This window comes from Rhodococcus sp. MS16 (genome assembly GCF_013277795.1).
GTDB lineage: Bacteria > Actinomycetota > Actinomycetes > Mycobacteriales > Mycobacteriaceae > Rhodococcus_F > Rhodococcus_F globerula.
In genome coordinates, this window is sequence record NZ_VBTM01000005.1 from 71,588 (window position 1) to 92,820 (window position 21,233).

The following is a 21,233-nucleotide window of genomic DNA, read 5'->3' on the forward strand; positions in this document are numbered from 1 at the left end:
CGAGCCGCTACATTCGGATGTCTCGGCGTGCAAACGCAGCAATCGCCGACGCACCGAGAGCTAGTGCCAGAGCGGTCAACACAACCAGCGGCAAAGCCGTCACGGCTTCGGCGGGTGCGGTGGGAACGTGAGTGAACGGTGAAAGGTCCAGGACTACTTGGGGAAGCTTGAACAGCACGCCGAATTGCCCGAGAACGATGCAGGCCGCAAAAATACCCCAGGACAGCGACGACGCAATCGCCGGAAACAGTCCGAAAACCAAAGCCACGACTGCAAGAACGACCAGCACTGCCGGCAGATAGGCCAGCGCCGCGCCTGCCATCCGCACAGTGTTGCCCGCGATATCGTCGGTAACCAGACCGAACGCGAACCCGGTGAACACTCCCGCAAGAATGTGCGCGAGCACCACCCCGCCGACAACGGTGCTTACGTGCGAAAGCATCCACTTCCAGCGCGGAAGTGCCGTGGACAACAGCGGTTCCAACCTTCCCGAGGATTCTTCGCCATGCATGCGGAGAATGCTCTGGACCGCATATGCCGCAATGACTATCGACAGGAAACCCAACGCGGTCGCCAGGTAGGAATCGACCAATGCGGCTGATCCCCCACCGAGCTGCTCGAAAAGGTCAGCAGTCTGCTGCGACGAACCCACCAACTGGTCGATCTCGTTTCCGACTGCCCCGTACGAGAATCCGAGAATGACTACCGAGAATAGCCACCAGAACATCGTCACTCTCTGCATGCGCCACGCCAGACCCCACGCCGACGGCAACCAGCGCGCCGCAACCGGTGGCCCCGGCCTCGGCTGGACCAGTCCCGCTCCCTGGTCACGATGACCGATGAGCACAAAGGCAATCCCGATGTGAACTACGGCAAAACCGAAGAGCAGCAGCAGTATCCACCAGGCGTTGTCGTCGTACGGTCGTATCTGCTGCGCCCACCCGATCGGCGAGAGCCACGACATCCACCCACTGACCACGCGGGTACCGTCGTCGACAACGGTGCTGTCGACGTCGCCGATCGCCCGTAGCATGAACGCAATTCCGATGGCCGCGCCCGCGATACCGTTGGCCGTGCGGGCACCGTCCGTGATTTGAGCCGCAACAGCCGCAACGCCGGCAAACGCGATACCGGTGCCGCCGATCGCCGCTCCCAGCGCCAGCGAGCCGTCCGCCGGAAGCCCGATGGCCACCAGACCGATTGCACTGGCAAGAGCCAGAACGATATTCGCACCGATCGTGACAACAAGTGCCGACGTCAGTAGCGCACGCCTACCGACAACCGCCGCACCGATCATCTCGGCGCGCCCGGTCTCCTCGTTCTGCCGAGTGTGGCGCACCACCGCCAGCGTGCTCATCAATGCCGCTGCCAACGCAAACACCAGAACGCCCTGGCTGGCAACAATCGCACCCTCGGAGTATCCCGACACGATGCCGTTGGTGGCCAACGCCACGGGTGAGACTGCGGATCCGACTGCAACGGAACGCAATTCCTCCGGAGTGCTGTACAGTCCACCCACGCTGGCAGCGACAAATATCAGAAACACGGTCAGCGAAATCAGCCAGACCGGGAGCTGAATTCGATCGCGTCGCAAGGCAAGCCGAACCAACCGTGATGTACCGGTGAACTGGGTACCTTGGTGAACGTCGACCGGGCTGGTCGTGGCAGTCACGGCCGCGCCCCCGATTCCGCTCGCAGATGCTCCGAACTCTCCTTCGCTCGTTCGTCCCCGTAATGACGAAGGAACAGTTCTTCGAGAGTTGGCGGTGTGGACGTCAGCGCCACGATCCCGAAGCCGACAAGGTGTTCCATCAGTGCGCCGAGCCGAACACTGTCGACCTCACACTTCGCGTGATCACCATCGACGAGCACGTCGTACGTGCCCTCGAAGGCGTCGAGTCCGGCGACCGGTGTGCGCGTCGTGACCGATACCGATGTACGGGTCAGATGCCGCAGTTCCGACAGCGTTCCGGACTCCACCGTTTGCCCTTCACGAATGATGCTGACACGATCGCACAGCGCTTCCACCTCTGCCAGAATGTGACTCGACAGCAAAACCGTCTTCCCGGCATGGGCCAACTCGTGAACGCAGTCCTGGAAAACCGCCTCCATCAACGGATCGAGACCGGACGTCGGTTCGTCGAGAACATAGAGTTCGACGTCCGAAGCGAACGCGGCAACGAGTGCCACTTTCTGCCGATTGCCTTTCGAGTATGTTCTCGCCTTCTTTCTGGGATCGAGTTCGAAACGATCGAGTAACTCTGCGCGCGTGGACACATCGATCCCGCCTCGCAGGCCGGCGAGCAGGTCGATGGCCTCACCTCCGGTCAAATTCGGCCACAGATTCACCTCGCCCGGCACGTATGCCAGACGCCGATGAAGGGCGACGGAATCACGCCACGGATCGCCGCCGAGGACCGTTGCTTCGCCGGAATCCGAACGCAGCAGGCCGAGCAGTACCCGAATGGTGGTCGACTTGCCTGAACCGTTCGGCCCGAGAAATCCGTGAATCTCGCCTTCGGAAACCTCGAGATCCAAGCCGTCCAACGCTCGGGTTGGTCCGAACGTCTTGACCAGGTCTTTCACCGAAACTGCGGCACCCATGAATTCGACCGTACGCTGATTTCACAAATGTGTGAAGATAGAAAAACGTAAAGATCGGACACTCCCCGATGACCGACATGACCGCCCGACATGAACCGCCCGACCATCCCGACAAGAGCCGGCAGTTGGTCGAGCGCCTCTCGCTGGTGCTGATCGACATGGGCTTCCCGCCCATGCCTGCACGCGTCTGGGCGGCTTTGATGACCAGCAATCAGCCGTCGTCGACTCCCGGTGATCTCGGTGAGGTGCTAGGCGTGAGCGCGGCAGCCATTTCCGGCGCGGTGCGATACCTGCTACAGGTCAGCCTGATCGAACGCGACGCCGTTCCGGGATCAAGGCGTCAGCACTACCGCGTCAGTGTAGACCTGTGGGCCGACGCGTTTGTCACCAAACAGTCTGCGCTGTACCAGGTATCGGAGGTAGCAGCAGAGGGCATTCGCGTCCTTGGCGAAGGCACAAGCGGCGGCGACCGGATGGCCGACCTTCGCGACTTCTTCGACTTCATGGCCGCGGAGATGCCGCGGATGCTGGCCGACTGGCGAGCAACGCGCGTCTAGATCAATCCCTGTTTGCTGGCCGCATAGACTGCCTCGGCACGCCGACTCACCTCGAGTTTGCGCATGATATTGCTGACATGGAACTTCACCGTCGTCGGTGAGATGAACAATCTCTCACCGATCCTGATGTTGGACAATCCATTTGCGAGCAGCCGCAGGACCTCGAGTTCGCGATCCGTCAACCGGTCCTTGGTTGTGGACTGGCCGTTCAACGAGCGCACCACAGCGGAAGCACTGCGCGAGTCGAATGCACTCTCGCCGCGAGATACCGCCCGGATTGCCCGGACCAGTTCGGTGGTGTCGACGTCTTTGACAACGTATCCACGCGCCCCGGCGTGCACAGCGCGAACCACCAGTTGGTCGTCGAGAAATGTGGTGAGAACCAGCAATCCGAGTTTCGGATGCGCCACGGACAACTGCGAGCACAGCGTCAATCCCTCGTAGTCCGAACTCGCCGAGAGTTTGAGGTCCATGAGGACGATGTCGGGACTCACCCGATCGACAACCGACAATGCCTCCGGCAATGACGATGCCTCGCCGACAATGCGCAGATCACTTTCCCTCTCGAGCACCGACCGCAGTCCTTGCCGCAGTATTGCGTGGTCGTCGACGAGCACGATACGAACTACGCGACTCTCGGTGGGCCGCAAAGGATTTCTGGGCCCGACGTGGCCGGCGGAGACGGGGCGTGCTGTGGTCATCATTCCTCGATCTCGGTTGTGGGACAGGTATCTTCGGCGCCGGTCTCAGTATCACTGTCAGGCTTGTCGGCGAGCGGCACCCGAACCAACACTTGGACTCCCCCGATCCTCGCGCGACGAACATCGAGCGTGCCACCCAATTCGCGTGCCCGGGACTGCATGTTGGCCAAGCCCCTGTGCCGCCCGTCGAGATCGTTGCTCGCCGCAAGTTTGAGGATCAATCGCATCCGCGCGGGGTCTCCGTCACCGTCGTCCGAGATGGACAAGACCACGGTATCGGTGCGATACGTCAACCGGAGAACCGCCCGAGTGGCGTGGGCGTGAACGGCGGCGTTGAAGAGTGCTTCGCCCGCGATCCGCAGCAATGCATGTTCGGTTTCACCGGGAAGCTCGGCCGGTGTGCCGCCGACACGAAGACTTACGGCCAACTCGTCGGGCATGTGGACCACGCTGAGTTGCTCGAGCATCTCCGGTAGCGAGGTCCGGCCTTCATCCGACGAGTGGTTGAGCGCGTAGATCGCCGAGCGCAGTTGCTCCACGGCCCGCCTCGTCAGATCCTTTGCCAGATCCAGTCTTTCACTTCGCTCGGCGTCGGGAATGTCACTGCGGCACACTTCGATCTGCATACCCGCTGACAGCACCGCCTGGGTCACGCTGTCGTGGAGTTCGCGGGCGATGCGATGGCGTTCGTCGTCGACGACCTGGTGCCGGTGCGCCACCCCGAGTTGACGTTGCGTCGATTCCAGCTCACTGTTTCGCACCGCCAGATCGGCGGCAGTTCGATTGGCCTCCGCAAATGCCTCTTCGGCACGCGACAGCAGCAGTTGCCCGCGCTGATACAGAGCCGAATTCTGCAGCGCAACAGCCGTTTGACTGGCCAAGATGCTGAGAACTGCGCCGTCGGTGGAATCAAGAGTGCGATTCTGCGGAGTCCAGGCCGCAAATGCGCCCACAACACCACCCCCGAGCACGATCGGCACAAACGCGTAGTGCGGATCGACCACGGAATTCGATTCGATACTGCCGCACCGAATGTCGTTGAGACAATCCACGACGTCGTCCGGCAGCGGTGGACCCTCGACGTTGTCGACCAGGAATGGAGTCGCGTCCGGTCCGAGAACCAACCGTCGCGGCCCCGCGTCAGGCAAGGTGCCGTCGGCGAGCGCAAAGACCACCCACTGCGCACTCAAATGTGCACGCGCGGCCTCGGCAACAGCACAGACCAACGTCTCCGGGCCGTCGACTGTTCTCACCAGCGCCCGCGAAATCAACTCCAATGCATGCACGACGCGCTCGAGTCGTTCAGCCGCGCCGCGGTACTGCGGATAGAAAGTGCTCTTCCCCGAACGTAATCCGGTGAGCCTCGACAGGTCTGCGGTCATGATCTCGCCCGATTCACAGCGCGCTCCGGAACAAGGCCACCATCTGTTCCTGAGTGGCTTCACGCGGATTGGTGGACATGCACGCATCACGCAGTGCAAAACTTGCCAGGCGGCTCAAGTCCTGCTCCCGAACACCCAACTCCGCCAAACCCTTCGGGACACCGACCTCACGGGCAAGCCGCTCGACGCGATCCGCCACCGCCAACGCGGCTTCTTGCGCACTGCCACGTTGCTCCGGAAGGTTCAGCGCCGCAGCAATTGCCACGAACGGCGCCGCGTCGGTCGTGGAATTGAAACGAATGACGTGCGGAAGCAATATCCCGTTGATGACGCCATGTGGGAGATCCAGCATGCCTCCGACTTGATGACTCATCGCATGAGCCGCGCCGAGAATCGCGTTGGTGAAGGCAAGACCGGCTTCGAGACTCGCCTGAGCCATGACGGATCGCGCTTCCATTTCCATCGGCTCATGAATTGTGCGCACCAGGTTCTCGGTGACCAAGCCGACCGCTCGGAGTGCGTGATGATCAGTGAGCGGATTGTGGGCAAGCGATACGAAAGCCTCGATACCGTGCGTCAACGCATCCAATCCGGTTGCCGCATTGAGCCACTCGGGCATCGTTGTGAGCAACCGTGGATCGATGACGGTGACATCGGGAACCAACGCTCGTCCGATGATCGTGATCTTCGTACCCCGAGCGGTGTCCGTGACTATGCAGAACTGGGAAACATCTGCTCCGGTACCCGACGTGGTCGGGACCATCACCAGGGGCGGAATCGGCTTGGTCGCCTGATCGACCCCCTCGTAGTCGAGAATGTTTCCGCCGTTTGCGGCCAGAACCGCGACGCCCTTTGCCGCATCGATGACAGACCCACCGCCGAGCGCGATGATGACGTCGCACTCGCCCTCCTGGTACACCTCGAAGCCGGCCGCAATCTCGTAGTCCTTGGGGTTGGGAGTCAGTCCAGCCCAGACCGTCGGCAGCAGCCCCTGCTCGGCCAAGTGCGCCTCGAGTTCACTGACCCATCCCGATTCGACCAGGCCGGGGTCGGTAACGAGAAAGGGGCGAAAACCGCCGAATCGGAGCGTTGCGTGAGCGGCCTCGACCAGGGAACCGATGCCGAACACAATTTCCGGAGCATGGAACTTCACCAATCTGGCAGCGGTGCCACGGCGGTGTTCACCTGTGTCATGGCGGTGTTCACCTGCGTCAACAGCGTCCGGAACATCCACCGACACGGCTCCCACTCTCCTCTCGCCCGGCGCCGAGTCTGTGATCCACTTAACAAGCGCCGGTTCCGAGACTACGCGGGCATCGACGGACACACACCCGCCCAAGGAGAGGTGAGTACCTACCCGATCGGGTAGGTACTGTCTTTATGCCTCGACCGTGCGTCCAGGGAGACCCTTACTCCTGACGACGACGATCCCGCCCGCCGAACAGCACGAACACGATGCCGGCGAGCAAGCCGACCACGGTCGGTCCGAGGACCAATCCGGAATACAACCACGGCGCAGGCTCTGCGGGGAACAGGTCCATAAAGCCGGGTCCGGTAAACCCAGGCTCGGGATCGAAGTATGCGCCGCCAGTGAGGATGTGCGGCGATGCCAACGATTGCCACCACCACTGGAAGACTCCCAAAGCAACAAGGCCGCATACCGCACCGAGTACCGTCAGCAGCAGTATCGGTTTCCAGCGCAGCGCCGACTTCTCAGCCTTCGTCACCGTCATGGATATCAGTACATCACTACTCTCGGATTACCTGTCGCACCTCAGCGAAGTGCGTGACCCAGTTCCGCCGCTTTGGCCATCAGCTGCGCGGCATCGCGAGCCACCACCACCTCGTCACAGATCTTCGAGTACTCCGGCATCGCACACGACGCCTGGTTCCAATATCGCTGTGGTTCCGGCGTGATCCAGGCCAATCGATGAACCTTGCGTCGTAGTTCCTCGAGCTTCTCCACCTGCGGAGGTAATCCGTTGCACCGCCCGTCACCGACGATGATGACGGACGTTCGTGAGTTCAAGGCGTTGCCGTGCTCGTCCAGCAATTCGGTGAGCACTCGCCCGTAATCACTGCTGGCTTCCAGGTCCAGACCTGGATGCGCCAGGACCGCTGCCAGAGCGCCGTCACCACTGCTGGCGAGCAGGGTGTCCGTGACGTCGACGGGTCGATCGACAAAGGCCAGCACCTCACAGCGGTCGGCGCGCCGGTGCATCGCCTGGGCCAGCCTCAAGGTGAATGCGGTGACGGGCCGGACCGACAGCGAGACGTCGGCGATCAGCAACAACCGAACCCGATCGGGGCGAGGAGCTTTCACCACCAGATGGAAGGGAATGCCGTCAGTCCGCAAACTCGACCGTACCGTCCGCCGCATGTCCAAACGCCCACGGGAGCGTTCGCGCGGTCGCGGTCTCGCGGGGCCTCGCATCCGGCGCAACACTTCGTGGCACGCAAGTTCGACGTCGTTATGTGAGGGGCCTGCGGCCGCCTCACTGTCAGGGGCATCGGGAGCGGACTCCGCCAGGGCAGCGGCGGAGAGCGCCTGAACAAATGCTTCGACAGCTTCGACCAGGCGGTTCAGCTGCGCCTGCGTCAGCGGTCCGTCATCGGAGACGTCCGCATAGGCCTTGCTGGGATCGTACGTGTCGAGCCACGCGAGAATGGACGTCGGATCGTCCCAGGACAACGAACCCACCACAGCGGCAGCAACACTCGTACTGAGATCACCGACTACGGCCGACGACGCTCTGTCCACGTCCACGGTGTAGCTGACCCCCCGTCGCCCCGTTTCGGAACCGGTATCCACCGACAGTTCAGCATCACTTGACGTCATCGACACATCGTCGTCGTCCTTGTGCGGGTTGAATCCCTTCTCCGCCTCCGGAGTATCGAAGTAGTCACCCACCTCGGCGGCACGCTCGTTGTACTCCGCGTAGCGGCCGACTTCCTGATCCTCGTCGATACCGAGTGCGGTCGGCAGACCGTCGGCCACTTCCGCTCTGGAGGCAATGCGATCTGCCGTCTTGCCGTCTCGAATCGGACGGAACAACGCGTCGAATGCCCGATCGAAGCCCGATTGCTCGTGAGAATACTTGGCGCACACCGACCGTAGGCAGGCACGCAACACATCACGATCCGACGCCCCGACCATCGCCAGCACCCGCCGAACCTCGATGACCTCGGCCGGAGATGCCGACACTCCGGCCGCCCTCAGCAATCGGCCGAAGCTCGCCGACACCACGTCGAGGACAAACGACGGCTTTTCGGCAGCGCTGAGCATTGTCATCGCGACGAGCGGAGTCCGCTGCCACCGCGGACCCCTTGTTGATGCGAATCCCGCCCGCCGGTCCCCCGGAACACCGCTGTCGTCGTGTTCGCGGGCTTGCTTGCGACAGTGGCACGTTCGACTGACTCCCCGCCATTGCGCGACGGCGACTCCAGCGCCTTCCCGTCGAATCGTTCCTTCGCAAGCGTCACATCCGACGAGTACTTGAGTAGCGCTGCCAGCAAGATGTCGCGCACCGTGGCGTCCGACGACACCCCCAGGCCGCTGGCTGCAAGAACCGTTGCCGCCCTTGCCGCATCGATCACCTCGGAGATCGACGGGCTCTTGCGCAGCGGAAGGTCACGCAGGATTCGAGCCAGTTCGACTACTTCGGAGGCGGTGGCTTGATCAACCTCCGGCGCACGGGCAGTGACGATTTCACGCTCGCGCTCGGACGTCGGGTAGCCGAGATGGTAGTGCAGGCACCGACGCTTGAGCGCCGGCGAGAGTTCACGAGTATCGTTGGACGTCAAGATGACCCAGGGCTGCGACCGGGCCACGAATGTACCGACCTCGGGAATCGTGATCTGCTGCTCGGCCAGAATTTCCAGGAGAAGCGCCTCCATGGACTCCTCGGTGCGGTCCACTTCATCGACCAGAAGCACGACCGGTTCCGGTGACAATATCGCCTCGAGCAATGGCCGGACCGACAGAAAATTCTCGGAATACAAACCGAAATCCTGATCTGCCAGAAACTTCGACGCGTCAGCGACGCTGTCGAACTCGGCCACCTGATCGCTGATCCGGTCACGGAGCATCTGCACGTGCAGGAGTTGCTTTGCGTAGTCCCATTCGTAGAGCGCCCGATTGTCATCCAAACCCTCGTAGCACTGCAATCGCACGAGCTTTCGTCCACCGATCGCGGCCAGCGATTTCGCGAGTTCCGTCTTGCCGACCCCGGCCGGTCCTTCGAGCAGGAGTGGACGCCCCAACGCCGTCGCAAGGTGAACTACCACCGCAAACTCGTCGTCCGCGATGTAGTCCTGCTCGCGCAGCGCATCTTTCACTTCGACGCCGGTGGAGAAAGTGCGATTGGACATGGAACACCTTTCAATGGGGGCAAGCCCCTCGTGCGCCTTTCCGGTAGCGCGGGCTACCAAAAAGGCGCACGGGGCCGAAGGCCCGTTAGAAGTAGGACTTGTTGATCGCGTGATCGACAACCGGGATCATCGACTCCACGGTGACCTCGCGGGGGTTGCCCGGGGTGCACCAGTCGTCCTGAATGTGCTCGGAGATGGCGCGCACAGTCTTCTCGTCACCCTTGATGACATCACCACGACCTTCGTACTTCTTGGTGTTCATCTGGTTCTTCGCGTACGAATCGGTGCGCACCTGACCGAAGTTGTCAGGGATACCGACATCCTTGGCCAGACGGATCGCTGCCTCGACGGCAGCGTCGGCGGCCTGCACCGTCGTGAGGTTGCGGGTGTCGACACCGAGAGCGCCGGCCAACTGGGCGTAACGCTCGTAACGCGAGGGCAGGTTGTACTCCCACACCCGAGGCAGCGCGATGGCATTGTTCAGACCGTGGTGGCTGTCGAAGAAAGCGCTCACCGCGTGGGAGATCGAGTGGACGATTCCGAGTCCGCCGGAGTTGAAGGCCTGGCCGGCAATGTACTGCGCGTTCATCATTCCCTCGCGGGCCTTGAGGTTCCGCGGCTCGAAGACAGCCTCGCGCAGGTTCTTCGCGACCAACTCGACCGAGTAGATCGCGTTGCCGAGCGACGGCGCAAAATCTAGGCGAGACACGAAAGGCTCACTGCCGTGGGCCAGTACGTCGAAGCCGCAGTACGCAGTGAAGTGCTGAGGGCAGGTGTAGTAGAGCAGCGGGTCGTCGACCGCGAGGGTCACGATGGTCGCCTCGTCGAAGCCCACCCACTTGTGCGGGTTGTTCATGTCAGACGTGTCGGTGATGACGTACGCCCATGACGTCTCGGAACCCGTACCGGCTGTGGTGGAAACGGCGATGTGCGGAGGGTTCTCCTTGTTCGTGGACTTGGCAAATCCCTCGAACTCGTTGATGTTGCGACCGTCGTGCGCGATCACGACGCGGGCACCCTTGGCTGCGTCGTGGCTCGAGCCACCACCGATCGAGATGATCGAGTCGCACTTCTCCTTCTGGTAGAGCGCCGCGGCCTCCATGACGTTGTAGTCCTTGGGGTTGGACTCCACCTTGTCGTAGAGAACCACCTCGACGCCCTGGTACTCGATCTTGCCGATCAGTTCTTCGATGATTCCCGAGCCGCGCAGACCCGTCGTCATCAACAAGGTGCGCTTGAACCCGAGGTTCTTGGCTTCGACGCCGATGATGTCGTGAGCACCCACACCCATGAGTGCGCGGGGGAACGGATGAAATTCCTTGATCGGGAAGTCCCAGATCTGATTGAGCTCGATTGCCATCTTCTTTGCTCCTCGCGAATGCGTGACTGTGACGGTGGGAGTGATTGAAAGCCGCTTGTTTGTGATCGGCATCTCATCTGCACTCCACTGTGGACCGGCCGACAGCCCGAACCCACAGTTCGCTGCGATTACCGCCCGGACGCCGCCCCCGAACCGCCCATTCGGGCAGGTTGTGACCGCCCCGGCCCGCCAGGCGCCCCCATCACGATCGGTCTGATTCCCGCTGATCGGGAACGTTTTGCCGCGCGACTAGGATCCCCAGTAGCTTTTCATCACTGCTAGCATTGAACTAGAACATGTTCTACCTGCAGCATTTCACTGACCTGCGCATTACCCAGCTTCACGAGAGGACTTGCTTCGCGATGACGACAGTCGAGGTACCGCACAGCTCGCGATCGGCGGTACTCACCGTGTCCGGAGTCGTGGAAGAGACTTCGGACGCCCGGTCGCTGGTATTCGAGATCCCCGAGGACCTGAAGGGCAAGTTCGACTACAAGCCCGGGCAGTTCCTCACTCTGCGCATCCCCAGCGACCAGACCGGTTCCGTTGCGCGGTGCTACTCCCTGGCCAGTTCACCGTTCACCGACGACGCCCCCAAGGTGACCGTCAAGCGAACCATCGACGGCTACGGTTCCAATTGGCTGTGCGACAAGGTTCAGGTCGGCGACACCATCGAAGTGCTGCCGCCGTCCGGTGTGTTCACCCCCAAGTCGCTCGATCACGATTTCCTGCTCTTCGGCGCGGGCAGCGGCATCACTCCGGTGATCTCGATCCTCAAGTCCGCTCTCACCCAGGGCAGCGGCAACGTTGTCCTCGTGTACGCCAACCGTGACGAGAAGTCCGTCATCTTCGGTGCAGAGCTTCGCGAACTCGCAACGAAGTACGCCGGTCGCCTGACCGTCATCCACTGGATCGAATCGGTCCAGGGACTCCCGGTCGTTTCGCAGCTGGCAACGCTGGCCAAGCCGTTTGTCGCCTACGAAGCCTTCATGTGTGGCCCCGGCCCCTTCATGGACGCCGTGCACAACGCACTCGCCGAAGCCGGCATGCCCCGCACACAGGTCCACGCCGAGGTCTTCAATTCCCTCGCCGGTGACCCGTTCAAGGACGTCGAACTCGCCGAGGTCACCGACGAAGAAGCAGCAGACGCCGCCACGGTCGAGGTCGAACTGGACGGCGAAACCCACACACTCGTCTGGCCCCGCAAGCAGACCCTCGTCGACATCATGCTCGCCAAGGGCCTCGACGTGCCGTACTCCTGCCAGGAAGGCGAATGCGGCTCCTGCGCCTGCACCGTCACCGAAGGCGAAGTGCAGATGGACAACTCCGAGATCCTCGACGCCGAGGACATTGCAAACGGATACATTCTCGGATGCCAGGCAAAGCCTGTCTCCGACAACCTCAAGATCGAGTTCTGACACCGGATTCTTCGATACTGTTCGGCCCCTGATTCCCTTCGGATTCGGGGGCCGAACCGTTTTCCCCGAACACCGAATTCTCCCCGAACACAGTGTCCGGGCGTGGCCGCATCTGCCACAAAGCAACAATTGCCGCGGCGCTGACCAGGATGAAACCCTCCCGCAAGATCGCACCGACCGGCACGAGCAGCGCCGACGCGTCCATCAACTGCTGTCCCATACTCGGTCCGCAATAGACCACCACCAGAGCTGCAACGAAAACCGCGACACCACGACGCGAACGCAGCCGGAACAGTATCGTGACCGCCGCCGGGATCAGGTACACCCAGTGATGAATCCAGCTGATCGGCGACAGAATCGGCGCGCTCAACCCGATCACCAGTGCCGCGTCGACGCTACGGCCGTCGAGGTATATCCGCCTCGCAATCCACAGTGCCGCTGCGCCGACCAGCACGATCAACGGCATCACCACCGCATCCGTCCAGGAACCCAGCGCAGCCAGAGTGCCCTGCAGCGAGCCGTTACCCGAACTGGCAATCGCCTCGCCCGTAAGATCCACGCGGCCACTCAAACTCCACACGACTTCGGTCCAGAAGGTTCTGCTCAGCGCCGGATCAACCAGTGCGGCAGCAACAGTGGCAGCGGCCGCACCCACTGAACTCCAGATCGCCAGTCGCCATTGCCGTGTCACCACGAAGTAGACGACGAACAACCCCGGAGTCAGCTTGATCGCGGTCGCAACGCCGATCAACAGTCCACGCGGGAAATACCGGCCGAGAATCGAATTGTCATCTCGAGTGATGTCGAACAGCACCAGTGCCATCAACAACAGATTTACCTGACCGAATGAGATGTGCGCGCTGACCGTCGGTGTCACCGACACCCCGATCAGAAGTGCCGCCATCACCAACGGCCGCAAGCGAACCCACCTCGGAGTGAAGCGCGCAACCGTCCACGCCACCAGCAGAATGCACAGAAGCGACCACAGAAGGTACGCAGTCCACCAGTCGAAAAACGCTGTCGGCCACAACAACAACACTGCAAACGGCGTGTAGGTGAACGGCATTCCCTCAGGCTCGATCATCGGACCGAACAAGTTCCCGGAATAGATGTCACCGCCACTGGCAAACTTCTCGACAGCGTAGCGATAGACGAGGAAATCGACAGGTTCGACGGCTCGCACGACGTACACCAGATATGCCAGCACCACGCATGCTGCCGCGAGCATCGACGCGATGGTTGTCGCTGTAACTAGTCGAGCTGAGGAGGCCTGCACCTCTCGATCGTGTCACAGACCGTTACGGCAAAGTCTCACACCGGCGCACGGAGCGACCGAAAATGCGTCCGCTCCTCCGCACTGAGGTGCTCACACGCATAGCTCAATGCGGTACGACCCATGTCGTGCGCATGCAACTCCAGGAACCCGGTCAACAAACCCCGGTCGACGCGTTTGCCCACCTCACGCAGCATCCAGCCCATCGCTTTCTGCGTCAGATCACGACGATCGTCGAGGACGGACGCCGCGAGCTCGAGAGTTGTCGACGCGTCGCCCCGCGTGATGAAGCCGTACGTGGTCAACAGCGCCACGCGCCGACGCCACAGGTCGCCCGAATCCGAGAGCTCGAACACCAGGCTTCGGTCCCGATCGAACAACCATCCGCCGAGAATCTGACCGGCCGACGAATCGACCAGGTCCCAGTTGTTCACCCGCCCACGCTCCACCGCGTCGAGGTAGAACTCGGCGATCGTGCGTCGGGCTTCGTCGTCGAAAGACCGCTGCTTACTTGACTTCTCGAACTGCGCCACCAGAATCAACAGGCCGGCGAGACGATACTCGTGAACTTCGCTGTCGAGCAGCACACGCACTTCGCTCAACTCGAGACCGCCGAACCGCTTGACCACAGTCCGTGTCTTGGGCACCCGAACACCGATGAAGACGTCGCCCTCGCCGTACTCCCCCGGCCCGGTCTTGAAGAACCGCTGAAGGTGAACAGCATCCTTCGGATCGGACAGGTCGGCCAACGCCTCGCACACCACACGAGCACTCAGATCACCCATGCCGACACGATCTCACAACTCACAGCGTCCTCACATCGAACGCCCCAGATAGGCACAGCCTGGTCGGCAACACTGAAACCATGCTCACAACCGCACTGGCCTTCACCACACTCACGCTGATGGCGCTCTCCGGCCACATCGCAGCCACCGCCCCGCGCGGCCTGGTCGCGGCCCGCACCTCTGATCACAAATCTTGATACAAACCGGCCATGCCTGCGGGTAACTGCAACCCGAATGCAATTGTCGGAGAGTTGAACTCGACCTCAGGAAGGCGTCTACTCGAGAGTGAAAGAATCTTTTCGCTCGAGGAGGTTTCGCCATGAAGTCGTGGAATCGAATGCAGGATGCCGTAGCCGTGGTTCTCGGTGTCTTTGCCGCACTGTCGCCGATCTGGTTGACCACCAACGACCGGGCTATGTGGTCACTGATCGTCCTGGGTGTGCTCGTTGCACTCGCCGGCCTGGCTCACATGGCACGACCGGACATGGCCGTCGCCGACTACGCGATGGGTGTCTTCGGCGTTCTGATGTTCATCTCCCCCTGGGTCATGAACTTCCACGCCCTCGAAGGCGCAGCCTGGACAGCCTGGGTTGTCGGAGTCCTCACCGTAGTGGTGGCAGTGAGTGCGATGCCGATGATGGCCGCCAGAATGCATCACGGCGACCACGGAGTGGCCGCCCATTAGAGCAGTGACCACGGAGTGGCCGCGCACTGACGGGCTCAGGCCCTGATTGCTCCCAACAACCGTCCGGCGTCGAATGCTTCGGCGCTGGACGGAAGGCTCCCTGGGCGTCCGCTCACGAACACCTCGACCGTCCCGGAACCAACTGAAGTGTCCATCTCAGCTGCGTCGATACGGCGCAGTGTCTGCCTTGCGACGGCCTCGGCGCTGTCGAAGAGCAAGACTCCTTCGGGCAGCGCGGCAACAATCTCGTCCCGCAACAACGGGTAATGGGTGCAGCCTAGAACAACACCTTGCACACCGTCTGGTGTCCGGGCCGCGGCGTCGCTGATCGCGGCCAAGGCGCCCGCTCGGTCGCCTCGGTCGATGGCGTCGGCGAGGCCGTGGCACGCGACGCCGACTACCTCGGTTCCATCCGCGAATTCGGCGATCAGATCTGCCTGATAGCGGCTGGCCGTGGTTGCCGCCGTAGCCCAGATCGCCACCGACTCACACACGGCAGCCGCTGGTTTGATTGCCGGTACCGTCCCGATTACGGGAATACCAGGCCCGACCAGCTCGCGGACATGCTCGAGCGCAGTCACACTCGCCGTATTGCATGGCAGCACGATGACCTCGGCGCCCCGGTCGAGACTTCGCGCCGCAGCACCGAGCACCCGGTCGATCACCCACGGCGCAGGCTTCGGCCCCCATGGTGCGCCGTCAGGATCCAAGGACAACACCAGATCCAATTCGGGACGCAGGCGGCGAAGCCAAGCGGAAGTCGGGAGCAAACCTAGACCCGAGTCGATGAGCGCAACGATCACCGAACAAATCTAGCGTCCCGAACCCGACCGAGCCGCATCAGCTCGCCCGCCTGTCCATCAACTCACACTGCTGGGGCAACTCACACTGCTGCGGCTTCCAGCACTTCGGCGATCGGAGTACCCGCAGCGATCTTCGCGCGCATCTTCATCACAGCCGCAGGACTGCCACAGCCGACTACGGCTGCCAACACTCCGTCACGCTCGTAGTAGGCGACAAACTTGCGGCCGTCGTCCTTGACGATATGCACCTGATCAGTGGACGACACCGTTCCCAGCGCCTGAATCTTCACGTCGTATTGATCGCTCCAGAAATACGGAACCTGCGCGGGCGCATTCGCGTCACCGGTACCGGTCAACGCACCGGCAAGGATCTTTGCCTGATCCCCGGCGTTGCTCCAGTGTTCGACGCGCTTGCGCGCTTCCCCGATCGTCCATGCGGCAACGTCACCGATCGCCCACACGTTCTCGACACTTGTCCGGCCCACCGCGTCGCACAGCACTCCGTTGCCGAGTTCGATCCCGGAATCTGCAAGCCAATCCGTCACCGGCAACGATCCGACGCCGATGGCGACCACGTCGACGGCAATTTCGGAACCGTCACCGAGAACAGCGGTGTCGACGACGCCGTCGCCGGACAGAGTCTCGAGCCCGACGCCAACCCGGACGTCGATGCCCGCGTCTCGGTGCAGTCGCTCCACCAGAGCACCGACCGTCGTGCCCAATACCGATGCAAGCGGCGTCGGCTGCGGTTCGAGCAGAACGACGTCAACTCCGTGCGACTTCATGCTCGACGCCAACTCACAGCCGATGAAACCGGCACCGACGATCAGCGCTCGCTTGCCCGGCGCAAGGTCCGCGCGCAGAGCGAGTGCTTCCTCGATGGAACGCAGGACGTGCACGCCTGAAAGCTCAGGCAGACCGCCGATGCGCCTTGGGGTCAGTCCCGTGGCGATGATCAGATCGTCGTACGTCAGCTCCGAACCGTCGGCAAACGCGACGGTCTTGGATGCGGTATCCACCGAGAGTGCTGGTGAACCGAGCTTCAGGTCGATCGCGTTCTCGGTGAAGAACTCCGCCGGACGCAGAGTCGTCTCGTCCTTGTCTCCGCGGATGACTTCCTTCGACAGCGGCGGACGGTCGTACGGCAGATGCGCCTCACCGCCCGCTAGGACTATCTCGCCCTCGAAACCGGCGCGCCGCAGCTCCTCCGCGGCTCGTAGCCCCGACAAACCTGCGCCCACGATCACTATCCGTGCCACCACACACCCACCCGTCTGATCTTGCGTCACTATCGGCGCCCACTATGAGAGCCGTCACGTATTCACGTCAGACTCTGTCATACCAAATTCGGACGGAGGTGTGGTGCACCCGCTGGGAAGCAGCGGTTGTCACTAGAGTTAATGACAGGTGAGACGCACACACTGAAACTCGAGCAGGGAGCACCGCATGACCAGCGATTCCAGTGGAAGCAGCAGCGTCCAGTTCGGCGCGGACGGCGGCGCCGCGCTCCACAGCACGCAGGGCAAAACGATCATTGCGGACGCCGTGGTCGCCAAGATCGCCGGCATAGCCACCCGCGAGATCAACGGCGTGTACGACGTCGGCGGCGGTACCGCACGCGCCGTCGGCGCACTCCGCGACCGCATCCCTGGTGCACGCGTCAATCACGCGCAGGGCGTGGCCGTCGAGGTCGGCGAGAAGCAGGCCGCGATCGACATCGGAATCGTCGCCGAATACGGCGTCGCCCTCCACGAATTGGCGCTCGGAATCAGGCGCAACGTCATCGCGGCCGTCGAAAGAATGACCGGCCTCGAAGTCACCGAAGTCAACATCACCGTCTTCGACGTCATGCTCTTCGGCGAATCCGAGAACCCGGGCACCGAAGCGGAAGCGAAGCCGAGAGTTCAGTGAGCGGTCCCGAACGGATCGATCTCGGTTTGGCAGCCGAAACCGTCGCCGACGCCGCGCTGGCGGTTCACGGTGTCGCCGCACTGCACGGCGGCGAGTTCGGCGAAGTCGGAACCTACCTCCCGGGCAAGCGCGTCACCGGCGTGGTCATCGACGAAAACGGTTGCAACGTACACATATCCGTCGCTTACCCGGCAAACGTCGTGACTGTCGCTCAACACGTCCGCGACGCGGTCGGGCAGGTCGTCGACGTACCGATCACCGTCACCGTCGGCGACGTCAGCCACCCTGACGATCAGCTCGCACCCCTCATCGAAGAAAGGAACTGATGTGAACAGCACGACAGTCGGCCTGCTGGTCGGTCTGCTCCTCGCCCTCGCCGGAATTCTGGGCGGGTTCAGCGGATTCCTTTTTGCCGTCCTACTCGGAGCAGCCGGTATGGCGATCGGCGCGCATCGCGACGGTCACCTCGACCTCGGCGCCATCCTCCGAAGCCGTGGCCGTGGCTGAGTCCACCACACCCACCCCCACGGCGGGCACATCAACACCGGACCCCGTTGACCCCGGCCTTCGCGGCGTACTGGTCATCAAGGACCGCGCGATGTCGAAAATCGCCACAGCCGCCGCGATCACGGTCCCCGGAGTTGTCCGGCAAACCGGCGGACTCAGCAAGTTGACCGGACGGGAACTGCCGCGGGCAGACATCGCGATGGGGTCCGACGCCGTATCCGTCAATCTCTTTCTTGCGGTCAACTGGCCGTGCTCTGTTGTCGAACTGACAGGTCGCGTGCACAACGAGGTCGCCACGAGTGTCGAATCCCTCACCGGCTACCCGCTGCACGAAATGAACGTTCTGATCGCGGCAACCACGGTCCCCGATGACGGGGCCGTACCGGGCATCAGCATTCCCGAAGACACTGCCGAGCAACCGGTTTCGCAGTGGACTCCCCCTCGAACGCCTGCCGCTGCACCCGCCGCAGCGGTATCGGCAGTAGTGATCGCGTTCGGACTACTCGCGCTTGCTTTTGTGGTCTCGCGTGAATGGTTCATCAATCGCGGCACCTTCGAATCTGCGCCGTGGATCGCGAACTCCGTTGAATGGGCATCACGATTGCACTGGCAGACGTGGCTACTACCGACGGCAATCGCAGCAGTCGTCGCCGGGGTCGTCCTGATCATGACGGCGATGAAGCGACGTGCTAAAACCCATGTGCCACTAGGGAACCCGAATGCCGGTACCGTCTGGATGCGCCCGACCGACATTGCCCGCATGTGCAGCGGACAAGCCGCAACGGTGCCCGGCGTCGAACGCGCCCACACCACCGTCGACCGCAAACACGCCAAGGTCCATATCGATACCGTCGGCGGGGATCGCGACGCACTGATCACGGCCGTCGAAACAGCAGTTCAACCGCACCTCGACGTCCTACAGCGCCCCGTCCGTCTGACCGTTCTCGCCCGAGAAATCGCAGCAAAGCAGAAGGTCGAATCGTGAACCGCTACATAGCCGCGCTCGACCGAATCGTTGTGCTGATCATCGGCATTGCTCTCGTCGTCGCCGGTGCGTACGTCATCGCCTGGGATGCCGGCGTCCGTCTGATCCGGACGTGGGTGTCACGGCTGGATCGACCGACGCTCCTCGGAATTCCCGAGCAACCGTGGTGGCACTGGGTTCTTACCGGAACTTTTGTCTTCTGCGTTGTTGCCGGATTCGGCTTGCTATTCCTCAATCTTCGGCTGCGCCGCGCCCGAGCAATAACACTCCGACATGCACAGTCCGGCACCGAAATCAGTGTTGATCTCGGTCCGATCGCCGATGGTGTTGCAGCTGAACTCGCACATTTGCCCGGTGTCCGTGCCGCTAAGGGACGAGCCACCGTAGACCGTGGGCTCCCGACACTCTCCGTAGTGGTCAACGCCGATCCCGGAATCAACGTCGTCGACTTCACCACCCGCGCCGAGGACATCGCGTCGACAACGCGCCGCAACCTCGACGGTTCTGATGTTGCGGTGCAGGTACTACTGCACCTAGATCGAGTGGACGCCGCGCAGTAGGTCTGGCTCGGGTTTCCCGACCGGAACCGCACCATCGGAAATCAAGTACAACAACAAGAAAGGCGCTCACTCCCCGAAGGGAATGAGCGCCTTTCTGTGCGGAGCTATGAATCAACTAGCAAGACAAGAGTCTCACTTGATGATCTTGGAAACCTTGCCGGCGCCGACCGTACGGCCGCCTTCGCGAATTGCGAAGCGCAGGCCCTCGTCCATGGCGACAGGCTGGATGAGCTTGACGGACATCTCGGTGTTGTCACCGGGCATGACCATCTCGGTGCCCTCAGGCAGCGTCACGACGCCCGTAACGTCCGTGGTACGGAAGTAGAACTGCGGGCGGTAGTTGTTGAAGAACGGGGTGTGGCGGCCGCCCTCGTCCTTCGACAGGATGTATGCCTGGCCCTCGAACTCCGTGTGGGGAGTCGTGGTGCCCGGCTTGACGACAACCTGTCCACGCTCGACATCTTCGCGCTTGATGCCACGAACGAGCAGTCCGACGTTGTCGCCGGCCTGGCCCGAGTCGAGCAGCTTGCGGAACATTTCGATGCCCGTGACGGTGGTCTTGGTGGAGGTCTCCTTGATGCCGACGATCTCCACCTCCTCGTTCACGTTGACAACGCCACGCTCGATACGACCGGTGACAACGGTGCCACGGCCGGTGATCGTGAAGACATCCTCGACAGGCATGAGGAAGGGCTTCTCGGTCTCACGAACCGGAGTCGGGATGGACTCGTCGACTGCAGCCATGAGGTCGAGGATGGACTGGGTCCACTTCTCGTCGCCCTCGAGTGCCTTGAGTGCCGAGATCGGGATGACCGGGGCGTCCTCGTCGAATTCCTGAGCGGCCAGCAGTTCGCGGACCTCCATCTCGACGAGCTCGAGGATCTCTTCGTCGTCAACCATGTCGGCCTTGTTCAGGGCGACGAGGATGTACGGAACGCCAACCTGGCGAGCGAGCAGGACATGCTCGCGCGTCTGGGGCATCGGGCCATCGGTGGCTGCAACGACGAGGATAGCGCCGTCCATCTGAGCCGCGCCGGTGATCATGTTCTTGATGTAGTCGGCGTGACCCGGTGCATCGACGTGCGCGTAGTGGCGCTTGTCCGTCTGGTACTCAACATGCGAGATGTTGATCGTGATGCCACGAGCCTTTTCCTCGGGAGCCTTGTCGATCTGATCGAAGGCCGAAGCCTCGTTCAGGTCGGGGAAAGCATCCGCAAGCACCTTGGTGATGGCCGCCGTCGTCGTGGTCTTGCCGTGGTCGACGTGACCGATGGTGCCGATGTTCACGTGCGGCTTCGTCCGCTCGAACTTCGCCTTCGCCACTTTTGTCC

22 protein-coding genes are annotated in these 21,233 nt (G+C 62.2%); 8 read left to right on the forward strand and 14 right to left on the reverse strand.

Annotation, left to right across the window (positions count from 1 at the left end):
- Window positions 1–7: 7 nt before the first annotated feature.
- Both FEZ60_RS13125 and FEZ60_RS13130 read right to left on the reverse strand, forming a co-directional pair.
- On the reverse strand, window positions 8–1,672 hold the full coding sequence (locus FEZ60_RS13125) for an anibiotic ABC transporter (RefSeq protein ID WP_172936258.1): 1,665 nt from the start codon (window positions 1,670–1,672) through the stop codon (window positions 8–10).
- A complete protein-coding gene (locus FEZ60_RS13130; protein ID WP_033236405.1) occupies window positions 1,669–2,604 on the reverse strand; it encodes an ABC transporter ATP-binding protein in 936 nt (311 codons plus the stop codon). Before FEZ60_RS13130 ends, FEZ60_RS13125 begins: the two co-directional genes overlap by 4 nt.
- Before the next feature lie 68 nt (window positions 2,605–2,672).
- Here FEZ60_RS13130 and FEZ60_RS13135 point away from each other — a divergent pair, with 68 nt between their 5' ends.
- Entirely contained in the window at window positions 2,673–3,161 is a 489-nt protein-coding gene (locus FEZ60_RS13135; protein WP_233366466.1) for a helix-turn-helix domain-containing protein, read from the forward strand.
- Here FEZ60_RS13135 and FEZ60_RS13140 read toward each other — a convergent pair.
- From FEZ60_RS13140 to mdo, 7 genes are all read right to left on the reverse strand, one after another.
- Entirely contained in the window at window positions 3,158–3,862 is a 705-nt protein-coding gene (locus tag FEZ60_RS13140) for a response regulator transcription factor (protein ID WP_233366464.1), read from the reverse strand. The genes FEZ60_RS13135 and FEZ60_RS13140 overlap by 4 nt on opposite strands.
- On the reverse strand, window positions 3,862–5,247 hold the full coding sequence (locus FEZ60_RS13145) for a GAF domain-containing sensor histidine kinase (RefSeq protein ID WP_245006155.1): 1,386 nt from the start codon (window positions 5,245–5,247) through the stop codon (window positions 3,862–3,864). Before FEZ60_RS13145 ends, FEZ60_RS13140 begins: the two co-directional genes overlap by 1 nt.
- A 10-nt stretch (window positions 5,248–5,257) precedes the next feature.
- Window positions 5,258–6,400 carry an iron-containing alcohol dehydrogenase gene (locus FEZ60_RS13150; protein WP_202026135.1) on the reverse strand — a complete coding sequence of 381 codons (1,143 nt, stop codon included), beginning with the start codon at window positions 6,398–6,400 and terminating at the stop codon, window positions 5,258–5,260.
- 253 nt (window positions 6,401–6,653) lie between these two features.
- Entirely contained in the window at window positions 6,654–6,977 is a 324-nt protein-coding gene (locus FEZ60_RS13155; RefSeq protein WP_172936260.1) for a hypothetical protein, read from the reverse strand.
- 41 nt (window positions 6,978–7,018) lie between these two features.
- Complete coding sequence (locus FEZ60_RS13160) at window positions 7,019–8,536, reverse strand: VWA domain-containing protein (RefSeq protein ID WP_172936261.1); 1,518 nt, start codon at window positions 8,534–8,536, stop codon at window positions 7,019–7,021.
- A complete protein-coding gene (locus FEZ60_RS13165; protein ID WP_172936262.1) occupies window positions 8,533–9,615 on the reverse strand; it encodes a MoxR family ATPase in 1,083 nt (360 codons plus the stop codon). The genes FEZ60_RS13160 and FEZ60_RS13165 overlap by 4 nt, the downstream gene beginning before the upstream one ends.
- An 85-nt stretch (window positions 9,616–9,700) precedes the next feature.
- Complete coding sequence (gene mdo / locus FEZ60_RS13170) at window positions 9,701–10,975, reverse strand: NDMA-dependent methanol dehydrogenase (RefSeq protein ID WP_033236488.1); 1,275 nt, start codon at window positions 10,973–10,975, stop codon at window positions 9,701–9,703.
- Window positions 10,976–11,337: 362 nt separating this feature from the next.
- On the opposite strand from mdo, the gene FEZ60_RS13175 reads away from it, so the two are divergent.
- A complete protein-coding gene (locus FEZ60_RS13175; RefSeq protein ID WP_116101684.1) occupies window positions 11,338–12,393 on the forward strand; it encodes a ferredoxin--NADP reductase in 1,056 nt (351 codons plus the stop codon).
- On the opposite strand, the gene FEZ60_RS13180 is transcribed toward FEZ60_RS13175, so the two are convergent.
- Window positions 12,377–13,621, reverse strand: a complete 1,245-nt coding sequence (locus tag FEZ60_RS13180; RefSeq protein ID WP_172936263.1) for a glycosyltransferase family 87 protein — start codon at window positions 13,619–13,621, stop codon at window positions 12,377–12,379. The genes FEZ60_RS13175 and FEZ60_RS13180 overlap by 17 nt on opposite strands.
- Before the next feature lie 83 nt (window positions 13,622–13,704).
- Window positions 13,705–14,451 (reverse strand): DNA alkylation repair protein, encoded by a 747-nt coding sequence (locus tag FEZ60_RS13185; RefSeq protein WP_172936264.1) that lies wholly within the window; start codon window positions 14,449–14,451, stop codon window positions 13,705–13,707.
- Window positions 14,452–14,770: 319 nt separating this feature from the next.
- Here FEZ60_RS13185 and FEZ60_RS13190 point away from each other — a divergent pair, with 319 nt between their 5' ends.
- The gene (locus FEZ60_RS13190; protein WP_033236413.1) at window positions 14,771–15,136 is read left to right on the forward strand and encodes an SPW repeat protein; all 366 of its coding nucleotides are present in this window, start codon (window positions 14,771–14,773) and stop codon (window positions 15,134–15,136) included.
- A gap of 35 nt (window positions 15,137–15,171) precedes the next feature.
- Here FEZ60_RS13190 and FEZ60_RS13195 read toward each other — a convergent pair whose 3' ends face one another.
- Together FEZ60_RS13195 and FEZ60_RS13200 are read right to left on the reverse strand one after the other, a co-directional pair.
- Window positions 15,172–15,939, reverse strand: a complete 768-nt coding sequence (locus FEZ60_RS13195) for an aspartate/glutamate racemase family protein (protein ID WP_033236414.1) — start codon at window positions 15,937–15,939, stop codon at window positions 15,172–15,174.
- Window positions 15,940–16,019: 80 nt separating this feature from the next.
- A complete protein-coding gene (locus FEZ60_RS13200; protein ID WP_095887935.1) occupies window positions 16,020–17,186 on the reverse strand; it encodes an FAD-dependent oxidoreductase in 1,167 nt (388 codons plus the stop codon).
- 199 nt (window positions 17,187–17,385) lie between these two features.
- Here FEZ60_RS13200 and FEZ60_RS13205 point away from each other — a divergent pair, with 199 nt between their 5' ends.
- From FEZ60_RS13205 to FEZ60_RS13225, 5 genes are read left to right on the forward strand one after another with little or no spacing between them, the layout of a single operon-like run.
- Complete coding sequence (locus FEZ60_RS13205; RefSeq protein ID WP_045070913.1) at window positions 17,386–17,850, forward strand: Asp23/Gls24 family envelope stress response protein; 465 nt, start codon at window positions 17,386–17,388, stop codon at window positions 17,848–17,850.
- Complete coding sequence (locus tag FEZ60_RS13210; RefSeq protein WP_239654810.1) at window positions 17,847–18,176, forward strand: Asp23/Gls24 family envelope stress response protein; 330 nt, start codon at window positions 17,847–17,849, stop codon at window positions 18,174–18,176. Before FEZ60_RS13205 ends, FEZ60_RS13210 begins: the two co-directional genes overlap by 4 nt.
- A 1-nt stretch (window position 18,177) precedes the next feature.
- Entirely contained in the window at window positions 18,178–18,357 is a 180-nt protein-coding gene (locus FEZ60_RS13215; RefSeq protein WP_033236416.1) for a hypothetical protein, read from the forward strand.
- On the forward strand, window positions 18,344–19,342 hold the full coding sequence (locus FEZ60_RS13220; RefSeq protein ID WP_045070914.1) for a DUF6286 domain-containing Asp23/Gls24 family envelope stress response protein: 999 nt from the start codon (window positions 18,344–18,346) through the stop codon (window positions 19,340–19,342). The genes FEZ60_RS13215 and FEZ60_RS13220 overlap by 14 nt, the downstream gene beginning before the upstream one ends.
- A complete protein-coding gene (locus tag FEZ60_RS13225; protein WP_045070916.1) occupies window positions 19,339–19,902 on the forward strand; it encodes a hypothetical protein in 564 nt (187 codons plus the stop codon). The genes FEZ60_RS13220 and FEZ60_RS13225 overlap by 4 nt, the downstream gene beginning before the upstream one ends.
- Window positions 19,903–20,034: 132 nt before the next feature.
- Here FEZ60_RS13225 and tuf read toward each other — a convergent pair whose 3' ends face one another.
- Window positions 20,035–21,225, reverse strand: coding sequence for an elongation factor Tu (gene tuf / locus FEZ60_RS13230; protein WP_033236419.1), 1,191 nt, complete (start codon window positions 21,223–21,225; stop codon window positions 20,035–20,037).
- Window positions 21,226–21,233 lie beyond the last annotated feature (8 nt).

What these genes read in the sequence shown, in the direction of transcription:
- FEZ60_RS13130 (WP_033236405.1), bottom strand. Translation starts at nt 2,604, where the DNA reads ATGGGTGCCGCAGTTTCGGTGAAAGACCTGGTCAAGACGTTCGGACCA.
- FEZ60_RS13135 (WP_233366466.1), top strand. Translation starts at nt 2,673, where the DNA reads ATGACCGACATGACCGCCCGACATGAACCGCCCGACCATCCCGACAAG.
- FEZ60_RS13140 (WP_233366464.1), bottom strand. Translation starts at nt 3,862, where the DNA reads ATGACCACAGCACGCCCCGTCTCCGCCGGCCACGTCGGGCCCAGAAAT.
- FEZ60_RS13155 (WP_172936260.1), bottom strand. Translation starts at nt 6,977, where the DNA reads ATGACGGTGACGAAGGCTGAGAAGTCGGCGCTGCGCTGGAAACCGATA.
- FEZ60_RS13160 (WP_172936261.1), bottom strand. Translation starts at nt 8,536, where the DNA reads ATGACAATGCTCAGCGCTGCCGAAAAGCCGTCGTTTGTCCTCGACGTG.
- FEZ60_RS13165 (WP_172936262.1), bottom strand. Translation starts at nt 9,615, where the DNA reads ATGTCCAATCGCACTTTCTCCACCGGCGTCGAAGTGAAAGATGCGCTG.
- mdo (WP_033236488.1), bottom strand. Translation starts at nt 10,975, where the DNA reads ATGGCAATCGAGCTCAATCAGATCTGGGACTTCCCGATCAAGGAATTT.
- FEZ60_RS13175 (WP_116101684.1), top strand. Translation starts at nt 11,338, where the DNA reads ATGACGACAGTCGAGGTACCGCACAGCTCGCGATCGGCGGTACTCACC.
- FEZ60_RS13180 (WP_172936263.1), bottom strand. Translation starts at nt 13,621, where the DNA reads ATGCTCGCGGCAGCATGCGTGGTGCTGGCATATCTGGTGTACGTCGTG.
- FEZ60_RS13185 (WP_172936264.1), bottom strand. Translation starts at nt 14,451, where the DNA reads ATGGGTGATCTGAGTGCTCGTGTGGTGTGCGAGGCGTTGGCCGACCTG.
- FEZ60_RS13190 (WP_033236413.1), top strand. Translation starts at nt 14,771, where the DNA reads ATGAAGTCGTGGAATCGAATGCAGGATGCCGTAGCCGTGGTTCTCGGT.
- FEZ60_RS13205 (WP_045070913.1), top strand. Translation starts at nt 17,386, where the DNA reads ATGACCAGCGATTCCAGTGGAAGCAGCAGCGTCCAGTTCGGCGCGGAC.